Genomic DNA, 18,977 nt, shown 5'->3' with positions numbered 1-18,977 from the left:
GTGAGTTTAGAAAGGCGGCGGGAGAGTAGAAAAGGTGGAATGGCGGAACTAAAACTCGGGTACAAGGCATCGGCAGAGCAGTTCGGACCGCGGGAACTGGTGGAGCTCGGCGTCGCCGCCGAAGCGCATGGCATGGACAGCGCCACCGTCAGCGATCACTTCCAGCCCTGGCGGCATGAAGGTGGGCACGCCCCGTTCTCGCTGGCCTGGATGACCGCGGTCGGCGAGCGGACGAGCAAGATCGTGCTGGGGACCTCCGTGCTGACCCCGACGTTCCGGTACAACCCCGCCGTCATCGCGCAGGCTTTCGCGACGATGAGCTGCCTGTATCCGCAGCGGATCTTCCTGGGGGTGGGCACCGGCGAGGCTTTGAATGAGATCGCCACCGGTTTCACCGGCGAGTGGCCCGAGTTCAAGGAGCGGTTCGGGCGGCTGCGTGAATCGGTGCGGCTAATGCGTGAGCTATGGCGCGGTGACCGAGTGGACTTTGACGGCGACTACTACAAGCTCAAGGGCGCCTCGATCTACGACGTGCCGGAGTCGGGCGTGCCGGTCTACATCGCGGCCGGCGGGCCGGCGGTGGCGAAGTACGCCGGGCGCGTCGGTGACGGCTTCATCTGCACCTCCGGCAAGGGCGAAGAGCTCTACACCGAGAAGCTGATGCCGGCGGTGTTGGAAGGTGCGGCCATCGCGGAGCGAGACGCCAACGCGATCGACAAGATGATCGAGATCAAGATCTCCTACGACCCCGATCCCGACCTGGCGCTGAACAACACCCGCTTCTGGGCGCCGCTGTCGCTGAGTGCCGAGCAGAAGCACTCCATCGACGACCCGATCGAGATGGAGAAGGCCGCCGACGCGCTGCCGATCGAGCAGATCGCCAAGCGCTGGATCGTCGCCTCGGACCCGGACGAGGCGGTGGAGAAGGTCGGCGAGTACGTGCAGTGGGGCCTCAACCACCTGGTGTTCCACGCTCCGGGCCACGATCAGCGTCGTTTCCTGGAGCTGTTCAAGACCGACCTGGAGCCGCGGCTGCGTCGGCTGGGCTGAGGCATAGGCGTCGTCTCTGCACACTCAACGCCACCGACGCACACTCAATCTCGGACGACGTGCACATTCTCGCGCTACATTCGTTTTGAGTGTGCACCCACGGTGTTGAGTGTGCGGGCGACCCGACCCAACCCCAATCAGAACGTCGACATCGGCCGCACCGCGTTGGCCGTGTCGACCAGCCGGTAGCGATGCTCCTGAGTGGGCGCCAGCCGGGCCAGGGCCCGCAGCGCCATCTCCACACCGAGCCGCAGCCCGTGCTCGGTGAACGGGAAACCCAGGATGTGGTTCGTGCTGGCCTCGTGCTCGGTCAGCCAGTCCATCGCCGCGCCCAGCACCAGCGCGCGGATCTGCAACACTCGCGGTTCGGTGTCCGGCAGCGCCTCCACCCGGCGAGCGGCATCACGTATCTGGGCCTCGGTGATCTCGCTGGACGAACGTCCTGACAGCAGCGTCACAGCACTGGTCAACCGCGCGGTCGTGAAATGCCTTGAGGTGGCAGGAACTTCGTCGAGGGTGCGAACCGCCGCGGTCCGGTCGCCTTCCACGGAGAGGGCGCGAGCCAGGCCGAAGGCGGCTGAGATCACGCTGTCGTCGGTGTGCCACACCGACTCGTAGAAGCCGCGCTCATCGTCGGTTCCGGCCAGCTCGGCGGTGGCGGCCAGAGCCATCTTCGGCGCCAGCTCACCGGGGAACATGTCGAGCACCTCGGTGAAATCTTTGCGGGCGGCCTCGTAGTCGCCGGTGAGCAGTTCGGCCACGCCACGGAACCAGACCAGGCGCCATCGCCAACCCACCTGCTCGGCCAACTCGTCGAGCTTGCTGGTGGCCTTGGTGACGTTGCCGAGGTCGAGCAGTGCCCGCACCTCCATCAGCGGCAGGCCGATGGACTCCGACAAGTCGATGCCATCGGACTCCAGCGAGCTGTTTCGCACGGCACGCAGCGAATCCAGGGTCTGCACCGGTTCGCTGAGCTCCATCGACGACAACAGGGGAGCGGCAACATCGCTCGGGTCGATCAGCGGCACCTGTAAGGCGGTCACGATCTCACGTGCCGTCAGGTTCTGGGAGTGCACATGCCCGTCCAGGTAGACGTCGGTGTGCGCGACGAGCAGGTGCTCGCCGAAGGTGGACCGCGAGCGGGTGAACACCGTCGATAGGCCGGGGCGCGGTGTTCCGGTGTCGCGGGCGACCACTTCGCGCAGCACACCCATCAGCTGCGCGGACATCTCCTCGGCGGAGGTGAACCGCCGGCGCGGGTCGGGATCGATGGCCCGGCGCAGCAGCCGGCGGTAGGAGTCGTACTTCTTCAGCACCGGGTCGTCGTCGGGCAGTCCTTCGACGTAGCGGCCGTCACGGGTGCGCAGCTTCAGCGTCAGCGCGGCCAGGGTCCGTCCCACGGTGTAGATGTCGGTGGCCACGGTCGGGCCGGTCCGAACGATGTCGGGCGCCTGAAATCCCGGCGTGCCGTAGAGGTATCCGAACGAGTTGATGCGTGCCACCGCGCCGAGGTCGATCAGCTTCAGCTGCTCCTCGGTGAGCACGATGTTCTCCGGCTTGAGGTCGTTGTAGACCAGGCCTAGTGAATGCAGATAGCCCAGGGCGGGAAGGATTTCCAGCATGTAGGCGATGGCCTGCGCTACCGTCAGCCGGGTGCCGCGGCGCTGCTTGAGCGACTGCCCGCCGACGTACTCCATCACGATGTAGCCGACCGGGTCGCCGTGGGAGTCCGGATGCTGGACGAAGTTGAAGATCTTGACGATCGACGGGTGGGTCACCTCGGCGAGGAACTGCCGCTCGGCCATGGCGATGGCCTGCGCCTCGGCGTCACCGGAATGCACCAGGCCCTTGAGCACCACCGGACGTTCGTTGACGTTGTGGTCGACCGCCAGATACACCCAGCCCAGACCGCCGTGGGCCACGCAGCCCTTGATCTCGTACTGACCGGCCACCATATCGCCGGGTTTCAGCTGCGGCAGAAAGGAATACGGACTTCCGCAGTGCGGGCACCAGCCTTCGGAGGCACCCTTTGCGTCGCCGGTGGATCGGCCCACCGGCCGGCCGCAGTTCCAGCAGAAGCGCTTGGACTCGGCGACCTCAGGGTCGTCCATGAGCGCAGCGAGGGGGTCGATCGGGGGGACCCGGGGAATCTCGACCAGGCCACCGCCCAATCGCCGCCGCGGGGCGACGGGGCGCACCACCGTCGTCTCGTGCGATTCGACCGCGCCCGGGGAGTTGGGGCCCTCGCGGGGACGGAAGATCGCTTGGGTCGACATCGGCCGGCGTACCGACGACGATTCGGCCAGCACGTCCGCCCGCTGGGTGACCGGACCGTCGTCGTCCAGCTCGGTGGCGGGCTGGTCTGCGTCGTCGCGGCCGTGCTTGCTGCGCCGCTCCTCAGCGTCGCTGCGCTCCTCAGCGTCGCTGCGCTCCTCAGCGTCGCTGCGCTCCTCATCGTCGCGGCGCGCCATCAGTCCGAATACCTCGGTGTCGGTGGCACCGGCGCCGGCCCCAGCACCGTCAACCACTTGCGGTACAAGGTGTTCCACGTGCCGTCGCGGCGAATGCGCTCCAGCGTTCCGTTGACGAAACGCACCAGCCCGGTGTTGTTCAGGTTGATCCCGATCCCGTAGGGCTCTTCGTCCATGCTCGGTCCTACGATGTGCAGATACGGATCCTGCGACATCAGGCCGGCCAGGATCGAGTCGTCGGTGCTGACGGCGTCGACCTGACGCTGTTGCAGCGCCACCAGGCAGTCGGCCCAGTTCACCACCGAAACGATGATCGGGGCCGGAGTGATCTTGCGGATCCGCCGCAGCGAGGTGGTGCCTTGCGCTACACAGACCCGCTTACCGGAGAGGTCCGCGGCCTGGCGGATCGCGGAATCGCGCGGGACCAGCAGTCGCTGATTGGCCACCAGGTACACCGTCGAAAAATTCACCAGCTCACGTCGGCCACAGGTGATGCTCATGGTCTTGACCACGATATCGACTTCGGACTTCTGCAGGGCCGCGATCCGTTCGGCCGACGCCAGGATTCGGTACTCGACCTGCGAGGGGGTGCCGAAGATGTCGCGGGCCACCTCCCCGGCGATGTCGACGTCGAAGCCGGTGATCTCACCGGTGATCGGGTCGCGGAAGCTGAACAGGTTGCTGCCGATGTCCAGTCCGACGATCAGCCGGCCCCGATGGCGGATCTTGGCCACCGCCGCATCAGCCTCGGCCTTGTTGTGGAAGGGGCGCAGGCTGGCGGTGGCGTCGCAGTCCTTGGTGCGCGGTTCGGGCGGCCGCGGCGCCTCCGGCGCCAACTCCTCCATACCGGCCGGGGTGGGCGGCGGCAGCGTCGGCATCGCGGTCGCGGTCACGAATTCGGTTCGCCCGCAGCCGGTCAGGCCGGACAGCACTAATGCGGCGCTCAGTGCGCACAGCAGCAACCGGGGCCGACGGTGGATCATCATCTGTACTCGTTCAGTCGAGGCCACAACCCGAGTGCGACCGCGATCGCGGCACCCATGCTGAGTACCGCGCCGCCCACCGGGGCCACCGACAGTACCCGCCGGGCGTTAAGGACATCACCGCGCAGCTGATTGCGACTGTGCTGCAGCGCCTTGTCCAGGGCCGCGTCGAGCTGGTCGAACGCCGGCGTCGAATCGTCGCCGCTGCCGCCCAGCGCGACCTGGGTGGCGGCCCGGTAGTTGCCGACGCTGATGTAGGCGTTCATCCGGTCATTGGCCTGCCGCCACCGGGCCAGCAGCTGCCCGGCGTTGGCCAGGTCAGCCTTGTCCACCGCGTCGCCGCGCTCCAGATACTCCTGCAGCTGCTCCTGCATGGTGTCGATGCGCTGGTAGAAGGTCTGCTTGCGGGTCTCCTCGTCGCCGCGCCGGATCAGCGACAGGGTCTCGTCGGCACGTGCCTGTTGCGCGGTGATCGCCAGATTGGTGATCTCCTTCAACGATTCGGCGCCGGTGTCCTTGGCGTTGCGGCTGCCGGCGGTGGAGATCACCAACACCGTTCCGACCCAGATGATCATCAGCAGAATCGCCAAACCACCGGCGACCAGGCCGGGATTGATCCGGCGCCGGGTGTGCCGGGCCAGCCAGCGGTGTGCGAACGCGCCGAACAGCACGGTGGTCGCCACGACCAGGATCACCGGGGCCGGCACCCGCGTCGAGGCCGTGGTCTGAAGGTCCACGGTCGCCGAAGTGGCCTGGTAGAGGCGTTGGGCGTCGGGAAGGATGGTGTGCTGCATCAGCTCGGAGGCTTCCGACAGGTACGACGAGCCGACCGGATCGCCCGAGCGGTTGTTGGTCCGCGCCGTCTCGATCAGCCCGGTGTAGACGGCCAGCTCCGCATTGATTCGCCCCAGCAACTGCAGTAGCGGCTCGTCGTCCAGACCGCCGGAAGCCCTGGTCACCGCCACCGCCGCGGCAGTGATGGCCTGCTCGTAGCGTTCCCGCACCGCCCGCGGTTCGCCCTGGGCGATGAACGCGGTGGCTGCTGCGGCGTCGGCGACCGACAGAGTGGTGTAGAGCTGCCCGGCGGCATACGCCAGCGGCTCGGTGTGGTCGAGCACCGTGGTCAGGGTGTTCTGCCGGTTGTTGATCGTGGTGGCGGTGGCAAAGGCGCTGATGCCGCCGAGGGCGGCCAGGATGAGTCCGATGGCCAGAATGCGGCCGGGGGTGGTGGTGAAGAACCACCAGCGGGGTCGGGCCGGTTCGGTCGGCGACCGTAACCCCGCCGGCTCGGTTGACGGGTGCGCCAACTCAACGGTCACGTCTGTTCAGGCTCCATCCCTGCGGCTGATCGCGGCACCAACGATAATAAAGGGATTCTAAGAGCGTGGGGGTGTCTGCGCGCTCTCTCGAGCGGGTTGTTGTCGAAAACGTCGCGTGATCTCGCCAGAACCGAGACCTTGCCTGCCCCGATACGCTTCCAAGCGTGCGTGGTGACGGCGATGGGTGGGCGTTTTCCGATACCGGGGTCCGCTTCTGGGGTCGGCACGGTGCGGCGGGGCTGCTACTGCGGGCTCCTCGCCCCGATGGTGCCCGCACCGTGCTGCTGCAACACCGTGCCTGGTGGAGTCATCAGGGCGGCACCTGGGCGCTGCCCGGCGGCGCCCGCGACAGCCACGAGACCGCTGAAGAGGCCGCGATCCGCGAGGCGCAGGAAGAGGCCGGTCTGCCCGCCGATCGGATCGTGGTGCGCGCGGCCGTGGTGACCGCCTCGGCCAGCGGCACCAGCTGGACCTACACCACGGTGGTCGCCGACGCCGACGAGTTGCTTCCGGTGGTGCCCAACGGCGAGAGCACCGAACTGCGGTGGGTCGACGAACACGAGGTCGCCGGGCTGCCGTTGCACCCGGGTTTCGCCGCCAGCTGGGAGTTGCTGCGCGGCGTGTGACGTCGGCAATGACAGTCCGACCCGGCGAACGTGTACTCAGTCCGAAAAATGCGGGGAAAACTCGAGCTCAGTGCACGTTCGGCGCAAGCCCGGCTCGTAGTGCCGCCGCCGCCTCCCGCGGATCCTCGGCAGCGGTGATCGCCCGCACCACCACCACCCCGCGGGCGCCGGCCTGCACCACCTGCGGCAACCGCTCGATATCGATGCCGCCAATGGCGAACCACGGCTTGGTCTGGCCCGTGTCGGCGGCGAATCGCACCAGCTCCAGGCCCGGTGCAGGCCGGCCCGGCTTGGTCGGGGTGGGCCAGCACGGCCCGGTGCAGAAATAGTCGACCGGCTCCGCCAGGGCCGCGCTGACCTGGTCGCGGTCGTGGGTTGACCGGCCGATCAGTACCTCGGGTCCGATGATCTCGCGCGCCGCCGGCAGCGGCAGGTCGTCTTGGCCCAGGTGCAGCACGTCGGCGCCGGCGGTGCGGGCGATGTCGGCGCGGTCGTTGACCGCCAGCAGTGCCCCGTGTCGGCGTGCGGCGTCGGCCAGGATCTCGCATGCCGCCAGTTCGTCGCGGGCCTCGAGCGGACCGAACCGCTGCTCGCCCGCCGAACCCTTGTCGCGCAGCTGGATGATGTCGATGCCACCGGCCAGCGCAGCGTCGGCGAACTCGGCCAGGTCACCGCGTTCCCGGCGGGCATCGGTGCACAGGTAGAGCCGGGCATCGGCGAGTCGGGCAAGACGGTCAGAGCGTTTGTGCACACCGAGACGCTAGCGGCTAGCTTGGTGTGTTGACACGCGAGCAGGTGGAAGGGAGCAGCACATGCCCGGACCCTCGCTCGGTTCGCTCGCCGTGATCGGCGGCGGCGTCATCGGGCTGTCGGTGGCTCGGCAGGCCGCCCGCGCCGGCTGGACGGTGCGAGTGCACCGCACCACCGAATACGGCGCCTCCTGGGTGGCCGGCGGCATGTTGGCCCCACACAGTGAGGGATGGCCAGGCGAAGACCGGCAACTGCGGCTGGGATTGCGCTCCCTTGCGCTGTGGCACGACTTCCTCGAGGGGCTGCCGGCCCAGGTTGTCACCGCGCGCGAATCGCTGGTGGTGGCCGCCGACCGGGCCGACGTCGCCGACCTGCGGACCGTGGCCGACTGGCTGTCCGGGCAGGGCCACCCGGTGATCTGGGAGTCCGCCGCCCGAGACGTCGAACCCCTGCTGGCCGGCAGTATTCGGCACGGTTTCCGGGCCCCCACCGAACTGGCGGTCGACAACCGCGCGGTGGTCACCGCCCTGGTGGCCTCCTGCGAGGAACTCGGCGTGACGTGGGCCCGGCCGGTGCGTGATCTCGCCGAGGTGGCCGCCGACGACGCCGTGGTGATCGCCAACGGCATCGACGCCCCCGCGCTCTGGCCCGGCCTGGCGATCCGGCCGGTCAAGGGAGAGGTGCTGCGGCTGCGCTGGCGCAAGGGTTGCCTGCCCCCACCGCAGCGGGTGATCCGGGCCCGGGTGCACGGTCGCGCGGTCTACCTGGTGCCGCGTCCCGACGGCGTGGTGGTGGGGGCGACGCAGTACGAGCACGGCCGCGACACCGCGCCGGCGGTCTCCGGGGTGCGGGATCTGCTTGACGACGCCTGCACGCTGGTTCCGGCACTGGGGGAGTACGAGCTGGCCGAATGCGCCGCGGGCCTGCGGCCGATGACGCCGGACAACCTGCCGCTGGTGCACCGTCTCGACGAGCGGACCTATGTGGCTTCCGGGCATGGCCGCAACGGGTTCCTGCTGGCGCCGTGGACCGCCGAACAGGTTGTGTCCGAACTACTTCCAGTTGGAGTGCAGCAATGATCATCAAGGTCAACCAGAAGCAGGTGGAAGTGGCCGAGGCTACTACGGTCGCGACGCTGCTGGCTTCGATGGGTTATCCCGACCGCGGTATCGCGGTGGCGATGGACCACGCGGTGCTGCCGAGATCGCGGTGGGTCACCGCGCTGTCCGACGGTGCCTGTCTCGATGTGGTGACGGCGGTGCAAGGTGGTTGATGACGCGAAGCTGACCATCGCCGGGCGGGAGTTCAGCTCCCGGCTCATCATGGGAACCGGTGGGGCGCAAAGCCTGACGTCGCTGGAAGAGGCGTTGGTGGCTTCCGGTACCGAGCTGACCACGGTCGCGATGCGCCGCGTCGACGCCGAAGGTGGAACCGGCATGCTGGATCTGCTGAGTCGGCTCGGCATCACGCCGCTGCCCAACACCGCCGGCTGCCGCAGTGCCGCTGAAGCGGTGTTGACCGCCCAGCTGGCGCGTGAGGCGCTCGGTACCGAATGGGTCAAGCTGGAGGTGATCGGCGACGAGCGCACCCTGCTGCCCGACGGCATCGAATTGGTGCGTGCCGCCGAACAATTGGTCGACGACGGGTTTGTGGTGCTGCCCTACACCAATGACGACCCGGTGCTGGCCCGCCGGCTCGAGGACGTCGGATGTGCGGCCGTGATGCCGCTGGGCTCACCGATCGGTACCGGGCTGGGCATCGCCAACCCGCACAGCATCGAGATGATCGTCGCGGCCGCCGGGGTTCCGGTGGTGCTCGACGCCGGCATCGGCACCGCCAGCGACGCTGCGTTGGCCATGGAACTGGGCTGCGATGCGGTGCTGCTGGCCACCGCGGTGACTCGAGCGGCAGACCCGGCGGCGATGGCCGCGGCCATGGCGGCCGCCGTCACCGCTGGATACCTGGCCCGCCGCGCCGGGCGCATCCCGAAGCGGTTCTGGGCCCAGGCGTCGAGCCCGGCGCTGTGACCGGCCTTTGAGAGTGAATCCCACGACGCCTCGACGGCGTGTCGCGTCGTCAATTTCCTGCTCGGCGGGATGGTGGGGCGCATGAATCGCTATGTTGCCCTGGGGAGTTCGATGGCGGCCGGCCCCCGGAATCCGCCCTCGTGTCGCAGGGGCTCCCCGGGCGTCGGGCCGCTCGGCGCATAACTACCCGCACCTGGTTGCCCATGCGCTGAACCTTGGTCTGGTTGACGCCACGTTCTCGGGCGCAACGACCGCCCACCTGCTGAGTGAACGCCAACACGGTGCGCTACCGCAGGTCGAGGCTCTCGACGGTTCGGAATCCCTGGTGACCATCACCATCGGCGGCAACGACGTCGGCTACGTGCCGCTGTTGACGGCCGCGTCGCTGCCGGGTGTCTTGCGGCGGCTGCCCGCCGTCGCCGCGTTGTTGGACCCTGGGCAGCGCGAGCAGGCACTGGGCGAGGTCGAAGCAGCGCTGCGGGCCGTCGGCGCCGCGGTGCGGGACCGCGCACCGCAGGCTCGGGTGTTCTTCGTCGACTACCTGACCTTGCTGCCTCCGGCCGGGGTCCGGGCCGGGCGGTTGCCGCCGGAGGTCGTGACTTTGGCCCGTCACGTCGCCGACGGGTTGGAGCGCCACACCGCCGCGGCGGCGGCCGCCACCGGTTGTGAGCTCGTCCGCGCCAGCGATGCCAGCCGGGAGCACCATCCCTGGTCGGCGCGGCCCTGGACGGTGGGAGCGGGCCTGCCGCTGCCCTGGCGGCCACGGCCCTTTCACCCCAACGCCGCCGGTATGGCCGCGGTCGCCGAGTTGGTTGCCGTGCAGTGGGGCGGCCGGTCCTGAGTTCGCATCGGCTGCCTACCCACTAACGTGGGGTCGGTGGACTACAAGTCGAAGTTGATTCCTGCCCTCGGCGCCGTGCTGGTCGGTGCGCTGTTCAGTGCGGGCTGCAGCCGCACCCCGGAAAACTCCGAGCAGGGAGCAGATCCCGCCGCAGCCGCTGAATTCGCCAGCAGCCTGCGCGACAAGGTCACCGTCGACGCCATGATGGCCCACCTGCAGAAGCTGCAGGACATCGCCGACGCCAACAACGGCACTCGTGCCATCGGCACTCCGGGCTACGACGCCAGCGTCGAGTACGTGGCCAGCACCTTGCGGGAGCACGGCTTCGACGTCCAGACCCCGGAGTTCACCGCGCGGGTGTTCAAATCCGAGCCGGGTTCGGTGCGTCTCGGCGACAAGACGGTCGAAGCTCGCGCGCTGATGTACAGCCTCGGCACCCCGCCCGAGGGTGTCACCGGCCCGCTGGTCGCGGCGCCGGCCGACGACAGCCCCGGCTGCAGCGCCGAAGACTACGAGGGGCTGACGGTCAAAGACGCCGTCGTACTGGTCGACCGCGGCACCTGCCCGTTCAAGGAGAAGATGGCCGTCGCGGTCGAGCTGGGCGCGGTGGCGGTGGTGGTGGCCGACAGCGTCGACGAACCGAAGATGGGCGGCACCCTCGGTGAGCAGACCGAGGTCAAGGTTCCGGTCGTGAGCGTGACCAAGGCTGACGGCGCGATGCTGCGCGACGGACGCGGGGCGATGACGGTCAAGCTCGACGCGCACACCGACGAGATCCCGTCACGCAATGTGATCGTGCAGACCAAGAGCGGATCGACCGAGAACGTGGTCATGCTTGGAGCCCACCTGGACAGCGTTCCGGAAGGCCCGGGCATCAACGACAACGGCTCCGGTGTTGCCGCGGTGCTGGAAACCGCTTTGCAGCTGGGAGATTCGCCCCAGGTCCGCAACGCGGTGCGGTTCGGTTTCTGGGGCGCCGAGGAGCTCGGCCTGATCGGCTCGCGGAAGTACGTCGAGTCGCTCGATGAGGAGCAACTCAAGAACATCGCGCTGTACCTGAACTTCGACATGCTGGGTTCGCCGAATCCCGGCTACTTCACCTACGACGGCGACCAGTCGCTGCCGGCGGACAAGCGCGGCCAGCCTGTGGTGCCGGAAGGTTCGGCCGGCATCGAGCGGACCATGGTCGGTTACCTCAAGTCGGCCGGCAAGGAGCCGCGCGACACCTCGTTCGACGGTCGCTCCGACTACGACGGGTTCACCCAGGCCGGTATCCCGTCCGGCGGGTTGTTCTCCGGTGCGGAGGTCAAGAAGTCGCCCGAGGAAGCCAAGCTGTGGGGCGGCGCCGCCGATGAGCCGTTCGACCCGAACTATCACCAAAAGGGCGACACCATCGAGAACATCGACCGCGACGAACTGGCCATCAACGGCGGAGGAGTGCCCTATTCCGTCGGGCTGTATGCCCAGGGTCTCAGTGGCCGCAACGGGGTCCCGGTGCGCGACGACCGCACCCGCCACATCCTCACCCAGCCATGATCCGCCCGGCGGGAGTACTGCTGGTCGCTGTCGGCGTACTGGCGGGCTGCTCGCCGGAGCCAGTGCAGCCGCCGCTGTCGAATCGGCTGGCGAGCCAGGTCACCGTCGCGGGGATGCTTACGCATCTGCAGCGACTGCAGGAGATCGCCGACACTCACCAGCGGAATCGGGCTGACGGCACGCCGGGGTTCGACGCCAGTGCCGACTATGTGGCCAACGTCCTGCGTGACAAGGGTTTCGAGGTGGTGACACCCGAGCTCATCAGGTTGGACACCGTCTCGGTCGGCAAGCCCACGCTGACCGTCGCCGGGGTTAGCTACCCAGTCGATCAGGCCTCGCTGCTGGTGCGCACACCGGCCGGCGGGGTGAGCGGCCCGGTGGTCCGTCCGACACGGTCGTCGGGCTGCGCAGCGGCCGACTACCCGCCGAAGGTGCCCCGTGGGGGGATCGCCGTGGTTAGCGACGCCGGCTGCTCGGTGGTGGTCAAGCAGAACGTGGCCGCCGAGCGTGGCGCCGCCGCGCTGGTCGTGGTGAGCCTGCCGAGCCGCAACGGAGCACCCGCCGGGCTGTTCCCTCCGGGCTACTACGACCAACTCACCATGCCGGTAGCGGTGGCCGGACGCGACGGCGACCAGGCCTTGCGGCGCGCGACCGGGACGGTGCGGCTGGTCCTGGACGGCCACACCGCGAAGGTCACCTCTCGGAATGTCTTGGCGCAGACGAAAACCGGTTCGCCGCATGATGTCGTGATGGTTGGCGCACACCTCGACAGTGCGCCCGGCGGGCCCGGGATCAACGACAACGGCTCTGGGGTGGCGGCGGTGCTGGAGACCGCGCTGCAGCTCGGTCCGGAGCCGGCGGTGGCCAACGCGGTCCGGTTCGCTTTCTGGGGTGCCGAGGAACAACAGCTCGGTGGTTCCAGCGACTACGTCTTCGGGCTCGACCGCGACCAGCTCAACGACATCGCCCTGTACCTGAACTTCGACATGCTCGCCTCCCCGAACGCCGGTTTCTTCACCTATGACGGTGATCAGTCCGCGCTGCCGAGCCGTGACATCGCCCCCGCTGACGTACCGGTGGGATCGGGCGGTATCGAGCGCACCCTGGCCGGCTACCTCAACCTGGTGGGCGTGCGGCCCGCCGATATGCCGCTCAGCAGCGACACCGACTACAGCCCATTCGTGGTGGCCGGGGTGCCTATCGGGGGCATCACCACCGGTGCGTCCCAACTCAAGACCACCGCTCAGGCCCGACTATGGGGTGGAAAGTCCGGAGCGGCGTTCGACCCGAACTACCACGGCCCGGGTGACACGGTCGAACAGATCAATCAGCACGCATTGGCGCTAACCGGTGCCGCGGTGGCGTTCGCAGTGGCAAACTATGCGCAGTCCATCGGCGGTCCCAATGGAGTTCCGGCGCACGACAAGCGTCACCGGGCTCCGCTGGGGCCGTAGTCCCGCATTGGGCGGGCATCCGTACAAGTACAGGCGGGCTCTATATTGAATCCGCTGTAGTCCGTTTACCCAGCTGTGTTAGTAATGCTGTGCATGTGATAGAGCTGGCCTGAGTTGATCGGGGGTGGTGACCTCGCTTGGTGCCACGAACGACCCTGTCGGACGCACTGGTGCCCGCATAAAGCGGCGCCCCAAGGACCGCAAGGCGCAGATCACGCGTGCTGCCGCGGAAACTTTCAGTGCGCAGGGCTACCACGCGACCAGCATGGATGCGATCGCTTCCAAGGTCGGGATTTCCGCGCCGGCGCTGTACCGGCACTATCCCAGCAAGTACGAGATGTTCGCGGTTGTCGTCGGCTCGCTCGGCCAGCAGTTGGTCGACTCGACTGCTTTTGTCGATGAGTTGTCCGATGCTGACGTTCACAGCGACGCGCCGGCGGTGTTGGACCAGGTCGTCGACGGGCTCATCACGTCGTCGATCCTCAACCGCGAGGCCAGCGGGCTGTTCCGGTGGCAGGCTCGCTACCTGCAATCGGCAGACCAGGCCAAGCTCATGACGCAGATGCACACTGTCGGTGCGCGTCTGAAACGGCCGATCAGCGTCATGCGTCCCGAACTGAACTCCTTGGAGCAGTGGACGCTGACGGTAGCGCTGGTCAGTGTCGCCGGCAGCATCATCGGACACCGGCTGCAGCTCCCGGACGACGAGATCAAGCCGTTGCTCATCGACGCGTCGCGATCGGTGGTCACCGCGCAGCTGCCCGGAACCGACGACATCGGCGTCAATCGACCCTCGGTGTGGCGTATCTTCACCCCGGACGCCGGACCCTATGAGGCACTGTTGAACTCGGCGGTCCTGCTGTTCGGCAAGCAAGGATATGCCGAGACTGGTGTCACCGAGATCGCCGACGCCGTGGGTGTGCCGGCGTCCGGCGTGTACCGCTATTTCTCGAGCAAGAGCGACATCTTGACGACGGGGTTGCAGCGCGCCGTGGACCGGATAGCCGGGGAGATGGCGGCTATCGCCGGCGTCTTCGCCGAGCCGGATGAGGCGCTGCGCCGGTTGATCGAGGCGTATGTGGCTACGGTGTTCGCCAATCCCGAGTTGGCGTCGGTCTATGACACTGAGCGGGTGAACCTGGCGCCGGCGGAACGCGAACTGCTGCGTGATTCCGAGCGCGCGTTCATCGAAACCTGGGCCCGCCCGCTGATGGCGATCAGGCCGGACCTGGACTCGATGCAAGCCAAGTTCTTGGTGCACGCCTTGGCGGCACTCGTGGACGACTTGGGGCGGGTTGCCCGAGGCGGCGAGATACCCGGTGCTGGGTTTCTGGCCGGGGGGCCCGGTTACGCGCAGGCATGCTTGCGCCGGCTGATGGAGTCCATCGTGTTCGCCGGGGTCAACGAGAACTGAGGCGGTCCCAGCTTCGGCTCTCCTGCGTCGAGCCTCGCTGAACCGCCCCGTTTATGAGGCGGTCCCAGCTTCGGCTCTCCTGCGTCGAGCCTCGCTGAACCGCCTGATCTATCAGGCGATTTCGTAGTCCTCAAGCGGGAAGTGCGCGCCGTCGCGTACCGCATTGCGCACCGTGGTGGGCCGCAGCAGGGTCGCTTCGCCGCTGGGGTTGTAGTAGTAGGACCGCGACGTCGTGCAATCCCCGGCGTAGAACACCGTGTGGTCCAGCCTTTTGGTCATGGCGTCCAGGAACCGGGCGTTGGCGGCCTCGGTGACCTCGAACGTCGTCGCATTGCGCCGCCGCATCTCGCCGAACAGCCGGCCCATGTGCCGCATCTGGTATTCCATGGTGTTGAAGAACGACAGGCCGGAGAACCCGTACGGGCTGGCCAGGCTCAGGAAGTTCGGGAAATGCGGTATCGACAGGCCCTGGTAGGCCTGGAACCGGGTCTCCCGCCACCACTTGCCCAGGTTGCGCCCGCCCCGCCCGACGATCTCGATCGCCGGGAAGTTTGCCTCCCACAGGTCATAGCCGGTGGCCAGCACCAGGGTGTCGATGACAGTCTTGCGGCCGTCGACGGTGACGATGCCGTCCGGTTCGATCCGCTCGATGCCGGTGGTCTCCAGGTGCACATGCGGCTTGGTGAAGCTGCGGTAGTAGTCGTTGGACCAGCTGGGCCGCTTACACCCGATGTCGTAGCTCGGGGTCAGCTTGGCCCGCAGTTCCTTATCGCGGATCTGGGCGAATCGGTGGATCTTGCACGCATCCATCCCGGCGATCGACAGCCGCCGGAATGCGGGGTAGTTCAATACCGCGGTCACCGTCATGAATTCCAGCAGGTAGTCGCTGATGAAGCGCATCACCCGCTGGGTGAACGGAACCCGGGCGAAGAGTTTTTGCAGCCACGCCGGGATCCGGAAGTCGAGCTTGGGCGCCACCCAGATCGCGGTGCGCTGAAACACGGTCAGGTCCGCGACCGTCTTGGCCAGCTCCGGAATCAGCTGCACCGCGGTTGCGCCGGTGCCGATCTGTCCGACCCGCCGGCCGGTGAAGTCGTAGTCGTGGTCCCAGGCAGCGGTGTGCACCACCTTCCCGGCGAAGCTGTCGATCCCGGCGATGTCCGGGTTGCGCGGCTGGGACAGGAAACCGGTGGCGGTGATCAGGAATCGGGCGCTCAGCGTCTTTCCGTCGCCCAGGGCTACCAGCCAGCGCTCGGCGTCCTCATCCCACTGGGCACCGGCGACCGTGGTGTTGAACCGCATGTGGCGGCGTACGTCGTACTTGTCGGCGACGTGCTCGGCGTAACGCTTGATCTCCTCGCCGGGTGCGAACATCCGCGACCAGTACGGATTCGGCTCGAACCAGTACGCGTAGGTGGTTGACGGGATGTCGACGGCCAGGCCGGGATAGTGATTGACGTGCCACGTTCCGCCGAGATCCTCTTCACGGTCGAGCAGCACGATGTCGTCGTAGCCGAGCTTCTTCAGCTCGATGGCTGCGCCCATGCCGCCGAAGCCCGCACCCACGATGACGACGTCAAACTGCTCCATACTCATGAAAATTAAGGTACCTGACTCACCGGTAACCAGCGAAGCTCCCGGGGCCTCTGCGGATGGGAGACAATGGGGCTTGCACGCTGTTCGGAGATTTCGGGAGGGCAGCCATGACCAGGCGCGATGTTGAAGCCAGCGACGCAGACTTGGCGGGCCAGGCGACCCCGGCGCTGGAGGCCGACGACGAGACGCCGGGCCCCGAGATCTCCGCGGGCGACCACGCTGACATCGCCGATGTGGTCGAGCAGCATCGCGGTGTGCCCACCGATGAGGACGACTACGACCGCTGAGGGCTCGCCGGTGCGGGGCCGCCCCCGGCGCACAGGGAACGTTATGGTTAGACGCTTTAGTTAGGTGCTGGCCTACCACCGAGAGACGTTTTCTTGAGCGAGATTCGCCATCCTGCGACAACCCGACCGATCGGTTTGCTCGGCGTCGGCGCGTCTCGCCCGCCGCGGGTGGTTACCAACGACGAGATCTGCCTGCGCATCGACTCCTCCGACGAATGGATCCAATCCCGCACCGGAATCAAGACGCGCCGGTTTGCCGAGGAGACCGACACCGTGGCGGGCTTGGCCATCGAGGCCGGCCGCAACGCGATGTCCCAGGCCGGGCTCGACGGGGATGCGGTGGATGCGGTGATCGTCGCGACCAGCACCAACTTCCGCCAAACCCCGTCGTGTGCGCCCGCCGTCGCAGTCGCCCTCGGCGCGCAGGGCGTGCCTGCCTTCGATGTGGCCACCGGATGCGCGGGGTTCGGCTATGCGCTGGGGGTGGCCGCCGATCTGCTTCGCGGCCGGACCATCAACACCGCGTTGGTCATCGGTTCTGAAGTGCTCTCCCCGACGATCGACATGCGGGACCGCTCGAACTGCTTCATCTTCGGCGATGGTGCCGGAGCGGTCGTCGTCGGCGAGACCCCGGTACACGGCATCGGCTCGACGGTCTGGGGCAGTGACGGTTCGAACTGTGACGCGATCCGCCAAGACATCGACTGGATCAGCTACACCGAACAGTCGGACGGCCAGCGTCCCTTCCTGCGTATGGATGGCAGCACGGTATTCCGTTGGGCGGCTTATGAAATGAGCGACGTCGGGAAGCGTGCCATCGCGGCAGCCGGGTTGGACGCCCATGACATCGACGTATTCATTCCGCACCAGGCCAACAGCCGGATCAACGCGCTGATCGCCAAGAGCCTTGAGCTGCGCTCCGACGTCGTCATCGCCAACGACATCGAAAACAGCGGCAACACCTCCGCGGCGTCCATCCCGCTGGCGATGGAGCAGCTGCTGTCGGCCGGCATCGCCAAGTCGGGCCAGCTGGCCCTGCTGCTGGGTTACGGCTCGGGTCTGAGCTACGCGGCCAGCGTCGTCGTCCTGCCCTGATCTATGCGGGTTCAGCCCAGCATTCGCAGCGCCGCGTCGACCGCCAACACCGGCACATTCAACGTCTTAGAGGCCAGATCGTGGCGGGCGCCGGTGATCTCGACGACCTCGTGCGGCGCGGGAATCAGCGCGGCGGCAGCGCGAATCTCGGCGCCGGTGCCGAAGCTGTCCGAGCTGCCGTGCGTGAACACCGTCGGCACGCCGATCTGGGGTAGGTGCTCGGTGCGGCTGCGCTCGGGTTTCCCCGGCGGGTGCAGCGGATAGGAAAACAGGGTCAGCAGGTCCACCGTAACGTCGCCGGCTGCCACCACCATCGAGGTCTGCCGGCCGCCGTAGGAATGCCCGCCGACGATCAGCGGACCTTCGGCCAGGGCGCGGGCGTACTCGATCGCCTCGGTGATGCCCTCCCGGTCGCCGGTGCCCGACCCCGGCGGCGGGCCCTTGGGTCGGCGCCGCCGGAACGGCAGGTTGTAGCGGATGGCCAGGAAGCCGCGACGCGACCATTCGTCGCAAAGTCGTTGCAGCATCGGTGAATCGCGGTTGCCGCCGGCGCCGTGCGTGAGCAACACCACTCCGGCGGGGGCGCCGTCTGGGCGGTGCGCTAGTCCGTCCAAATCGGCTACGTCCTCCAGGCTCACGAGGCGTCCAGTCCCAACCGGAACAATGGCGAGACGGGGCCGTGGCCGTGGCCCAGTGGGTAGGCGGCACGCAAGCACTCGGTCACCCAGCGTTTGGCGAACGCCACCGCGTCCGGAACGGACAACCCGTGGGCCAAGGCGGCCGCCGAGGCCGCCGCGAGCGTGTCTCCGGCACCGTGGTCGTCGCCGGTGGCCACCCGCGGCCCGGGGAACTCCAGAAAATCCTTGCCGTCATAAAGCAGGTCCGGGCTGTGCTCCGCCGAGGGCAGATGCCCGCCCTTGACCAGTGCCCACTGTGGACCCAACGCATGCAGCGCACGTGCGGCCGCACGCTGGGACGCGGCGTCGACCACATCGATACCGACCAGCAGCCGCACTTCGTGCAGGTTCGGGGTCACCAAGGTGGCGAGCGGAAAAAGACCGTCGCGAAGCGCGTCCAGCGCCGATGACGCCAGCAATGCGTCGCCATGCATGGACGCCGACACCGGATCGACCACCAAAGGGATCGTCAGGCCGAGTTCTCGCCATGTCGCGGCCACCGCGGTGATGATCTGCGCCGACGCCAGCATCCCGGTCTTGGCGGCCTGGATCCCGATATCGGGCACCACCGCCGTGATCTGGGCGGCGACGGTGTCGGCGGGAACCTCATGAAAGCTGGTTACTCCCAAAGTGTTCTGCACCGTCACCGCCGTGACCGCGACGCAGGCGTGCACCCCGAGCAGGGCGCAGGTGCGCATGTCCGCCTGAATGCCCGCGCCGCCGCCGGAGTCCGATCCGGCAACGGTGAGTATCCGCACCGGTGTCGACCCCGACGGGGCCAGCGGCAGGAAACCCACTGTGCTGGATGAGTGGCGACCCGCTTCGCCCGGCTCCGCCGCGCTTGCGATCAC

At 67.8% G+C, this 18,977-nt stretch carries 17 protein-coding genes and 1 pseudogene; 11 read left to right on the top strand and 7 right to left on the bottom strand.

Annotation, left to right across the window (positions count from 1 at the left end; translation table 11 throughout):
• Window positions 1-39 precede the first annotated feature (39 nt).
• Window positions 40-1,050 (top strand): glucose-6-phosphate dehydrogenase (coenzyme-F420), encoded by a 1,011-nt coding sequence (fgd, locus tag NM962_06410; GenBank protein ID UVO13714.1) that lies wholly within the window; start codon window positions 40-42, stop codon window positions 1,048-1,050.
• A gap of 137 nt (window positions 1,051-1,187) precedes the next feature.
• Here fgd and NM962_06405 read toward each other — a convergent pair whose 3' ends face one another.
• The 3 genes from NM962_06405 to NM962_06395 are packed head-to-tail and all read right to left on the bottom strand — an operon-like array spanning window position 1,188 to window position 5,823.
• The gene (locus NM962_06405; GenBank protein ID UVO13713.1) at window positions 1,188-3,578 is read right to left on the bottom strand and encodes a serine/threonine-protein kinase PknG; all 2,391 of its coding nucleotides are present in this window, start codon (window positions 3,576-3,578) and stop codon (window positions 1,188-1,190) included.
• Window positions 3,521-4,504, bottom strand: a complete 984-nt coding sequence (locus NM962_06400; protein UVO14580.1) for a glutamate ABC transporter substrate-binding protein — start codon at window positions 4,502-4,504, stop codon at window positions 3,521-3,523. The genes NM962_06405 and NM962_06400 overlap by 58 nt, the downstream gene beginning before the upstream one ends.
• A complete protein-coding gene (locus NM962_06395; protein ID UVO13712.1) occupies window positions 4,504-5,823 on the bottom strand; it encodes a hypothetical protein in 1,320 nt (439 codons plus the stop codon). Before NM962_06395 ends, NM962_06400 begins: the two co-directional genes overlap by 1 nt.
• Before the next feature lie 164 nt (window positions 5,824-5,987).
• On the opposite strand from NM962_06395, the gene NM962_06390 reads away from it, so the two are divergent.
• Entirely contained in the window at window positions 5,988-6,449 is a 462-nt protein-coding gene (locus NM962_06390) for an NUDIX hydrolase (protein ID UVO13711.1), read from the top strand.
• Window positions 6,450-6,516: 67 nt separating this feature from the next.
• On the opposite strand, the gene thiE is transcribed toward NM962_06390, so the two are convergent.
• A complete protein-coding gene (gene thiE, locus NM962_06385; GenBank protein UVO13710.1) occupies window positions 6,517-7,200 on the bottom strand; it encodes a thiamine phosphate synthase in 684 nt (227 codons plus the stop codon).
• A 61-nt stretch (window positions 7,201-7,261) separates the two neighbouring features.
• On the opposite strand from thiE, the gene thiO reads away from it, so the two are divergent.
• The 7 genes and pseudogenes from thiO (at window position 7,262) to NM962_06350 (ending at window position 14,471) form a co-directional block, all read left to right on the top strand.
• Window positions 7,262-8,278, top strand: coding sequence for a glycine oxidase ThiO (gene thiO, locus NM962_06380; protein UVO13709.1), 1,017 nt, complete (start codon window positions 7,262-7,264; stop codon window positions 8,276-8,278).
• Window positions 8,275-8,472 (top strand): sulfur carrier protein ThiS, encoded by a 198-nt coding sequence (thiS, locus tag NM962_06375; protein ID UVO13708.1) that lies wholly within the window; start codon window positions 8,275-8,277, stop codon window positions 8,470-8,472. The genes thiO and thiS overlap by 4 nt, the downstream gene beginning before the upstream one ends.
• A gap of 49 nt (window positions 8,473-8,521) precedes the next feature.
• Window positions 8,522-9,226, top strand: a complete 705-nt coding sequence (locus NM962_06370; protein ID UVO14579.1) for a thiazole synthase — start codon at window positions 8,522-8,524, stop codon at window positions 9,224-9,226.
• 81 nt (window positions 9,227-9,307) lie between these two features.
• Window positions 9,308-10,067: pseudogene (locus NM962_06365) on the top strand (SGNH/GDSL hydrolase family protein).
• Window positions 10,068-10,103: 36 nt separating this feature from the next.
• Window positions 10,104-11,603 carry a M28 family metallopeptidase gene (locus tag NM962_06360; protein ID UVO13707.1) on the top strand — a complete coding sequence of 500 codons (1,500 nt, stop codon included), beginning with the start codon at window positions 10,104-10,106 and terminating at the stop codon, window positions 11,601-11,603.
• Window positions 11,600-13,057, top strand: a complete 1,458-nt coding sequence (locus NM962_06355) for a M28 family peptidase (GenBank protein UVO13706.1) — start codon at window positions 11,600-11,602, stop codon at window positions 13,055-13,057. Before NM962_06360 ends, NM962_06355 begins: the two co-directional genes overlap by 4 nt.
• 265 nt (window positions 13,058-13,322) lie before the next feature.
• The gene (locus NM962_06350; protein ID UVO13705.1) at window positions 13,323-14,471 is read left to right on the top strand and encodes a TetR family transcriptional regulator; all 1,149 of its coding nucleotides are present in this window, start codon (window positions 13,323-13,325) and stop codon (window positions 14,469-14,471) included.
• Between the two features lie 111 nt (window positions 14,472-14,582).
• On the opposite strand, the gene NM962_06345 is transcribed toward NM962_06350, so the two are convergent.
• Window positions 14,583-16,067, bottom strand: coding sequence for an NAD(P)/FAD-dependent oxidoreductase (locus tag NM962_06345; protein ID UVO13704.1), 1,485 nt, complete (start codon window positions 16,065-16,067; stop codon window positions 14,583-14,585).
• Window positions 16,068-16,174: 107 nt separating this feature from the next.
• Between NM962_06345 and NM962_06340 the strand changes: the two genes are divergently transcribed.
• Both NM962_06340 and NM962_06335 read left to right on the top strand, forming a co-directional pair.
• Entirely contained in the window at window positions 16,175-16,354 is a 180-nt protein-coding gene (locus NM962_06340; GenBank protein ID UVO13703.1) for a hypothetical protein, read from the top strand.
• A 93-nt stretch (window positions 16,355-16,447) separates the two neighbouring features.
• Window positions 16,448-17,449, top strand: coding sequence for a ketoacyl-ACP synthase III (locus tag NM962_06335; GenBank protein UVO13702.1), 1,002 nt, complete (start codon window positions 16,448-16,450; stop codon window positions 17,447-17,449).
• 11 nt (window positions 17,450-17,460) lie between these two features.
• Here NM962_06335 and NM962_06330 read toward each other — a convergent pair whose 3' ends face one another.
• Both NM962_06330 and thiD read right to left on the bottom strand, forming a co-directional pair.
• Window positions 17,461-18,087 (bottom strand): alpha/beta hydrolase, encoded by a 627-nt coding sequence (locus NM962_06330; GenBank protein UVO13701.1) that lies wholly within the window; start codon window positions 18,085-18,087, stop codon window positions 17,461-17,463.
• Window positions 18,084-18,923: a bifunctional hydroxymethylpyrimidine kinase/phosphomethylpyrimidine kinase gene (gene thiD / locus NM962_06325; protein UVO14578.1), complete on the bottom strand. Its 840-nt coding sequence runs from the start codon at window positions 18,921-18,923 to the stop codon at window positions 18,084-18,086. Before thiD ends, NM962_06330 begins: the two co-directional genes overlap by 4 nt.
• Between the last annotated feature and the right edge of the window lie 54 nt (window positions 18,924-18,977).

It is taken from the genome of Mycobacterium sp. SVM_VP21, assembly GCA_024758765.1.
GTDB classification, from domain to species: Bacteria; Actinomycetota; Actinomycetes; order Mycobacteriales; family Mycobacteriaceae; genus Mycobacterium; species Mycobacterium heraklionense_C.
The sequence above is the reverse complement of the archived record's forward strand: the minus strand, read 5'-3'. Positions and strand labels throughout refer to the sequence as shown.

Excerpts from the sequence above, each read along its gene's own strand:
- NM962_06345 (UVO13704.1), bottom strand. The coding sequence starts at position 16,067 with ATGAGTATGGAGCAGTTTGACGTCGTCATCGTGGGTGCGGGCTTCGGC.
- NM962_06355 (UVO13706.1), top strand. The coding sequence starts at position 11,600 with ATGATCCGCCCGGCGGGAGTACTGCTGGTCGCTGTCGGCGTACTGGCG.
- NM962_06340 (UVO13703.1), top strand. The coding sequence starts at position 16,175 with ATGACCAGGCGCGATGTTGAAGCCAGCGACGCAGACTTGGCGGGCCAG.
- thiO (UVO13709.1), top strand. The coding sequence starts at position 7,262 with ATGCCCGGACCCTCGCTCGGTTCGCTCGCCGTGATCGGCGGCGGCGTC.
- fgd (UVO13714.1), top strand. The coding sequence starts at position 40 with ATGGCGGAACTAAAACTCGGGTACAAGGCATCGGCAGAGCAGTTCGGA.
- NM962_06350 (UVO13705.1), top strand. The coding sequence starts at position 13,323 with ATGGATGCGATCGCTTCCAAGGTCGGGATTTCCGCGCCGGCGCTGTAC.
- thiS (UVO13708.1), top strand. The coding sequence starts at position 8,275 with ATGATCATCAAGGTCAACCAGAAGCAGGTGGAAGTGGCCGAGGCTACT.
- NM962_06400 (UVO14580.1), bottom strand. The coding sequence starts at position 4,504 with ATGATCCACCGTCGGCCCCGGTTGCTGCTGTGCGCACTGAGCGCCGCA.
- NM962_06370 (UVO14579.1), top strand. The coding sequence starts at position 8,522 with ATGGGAACCGGTGGGGCGCAAAGCCTGACGTCGCTGGAAGAGGCGTTG.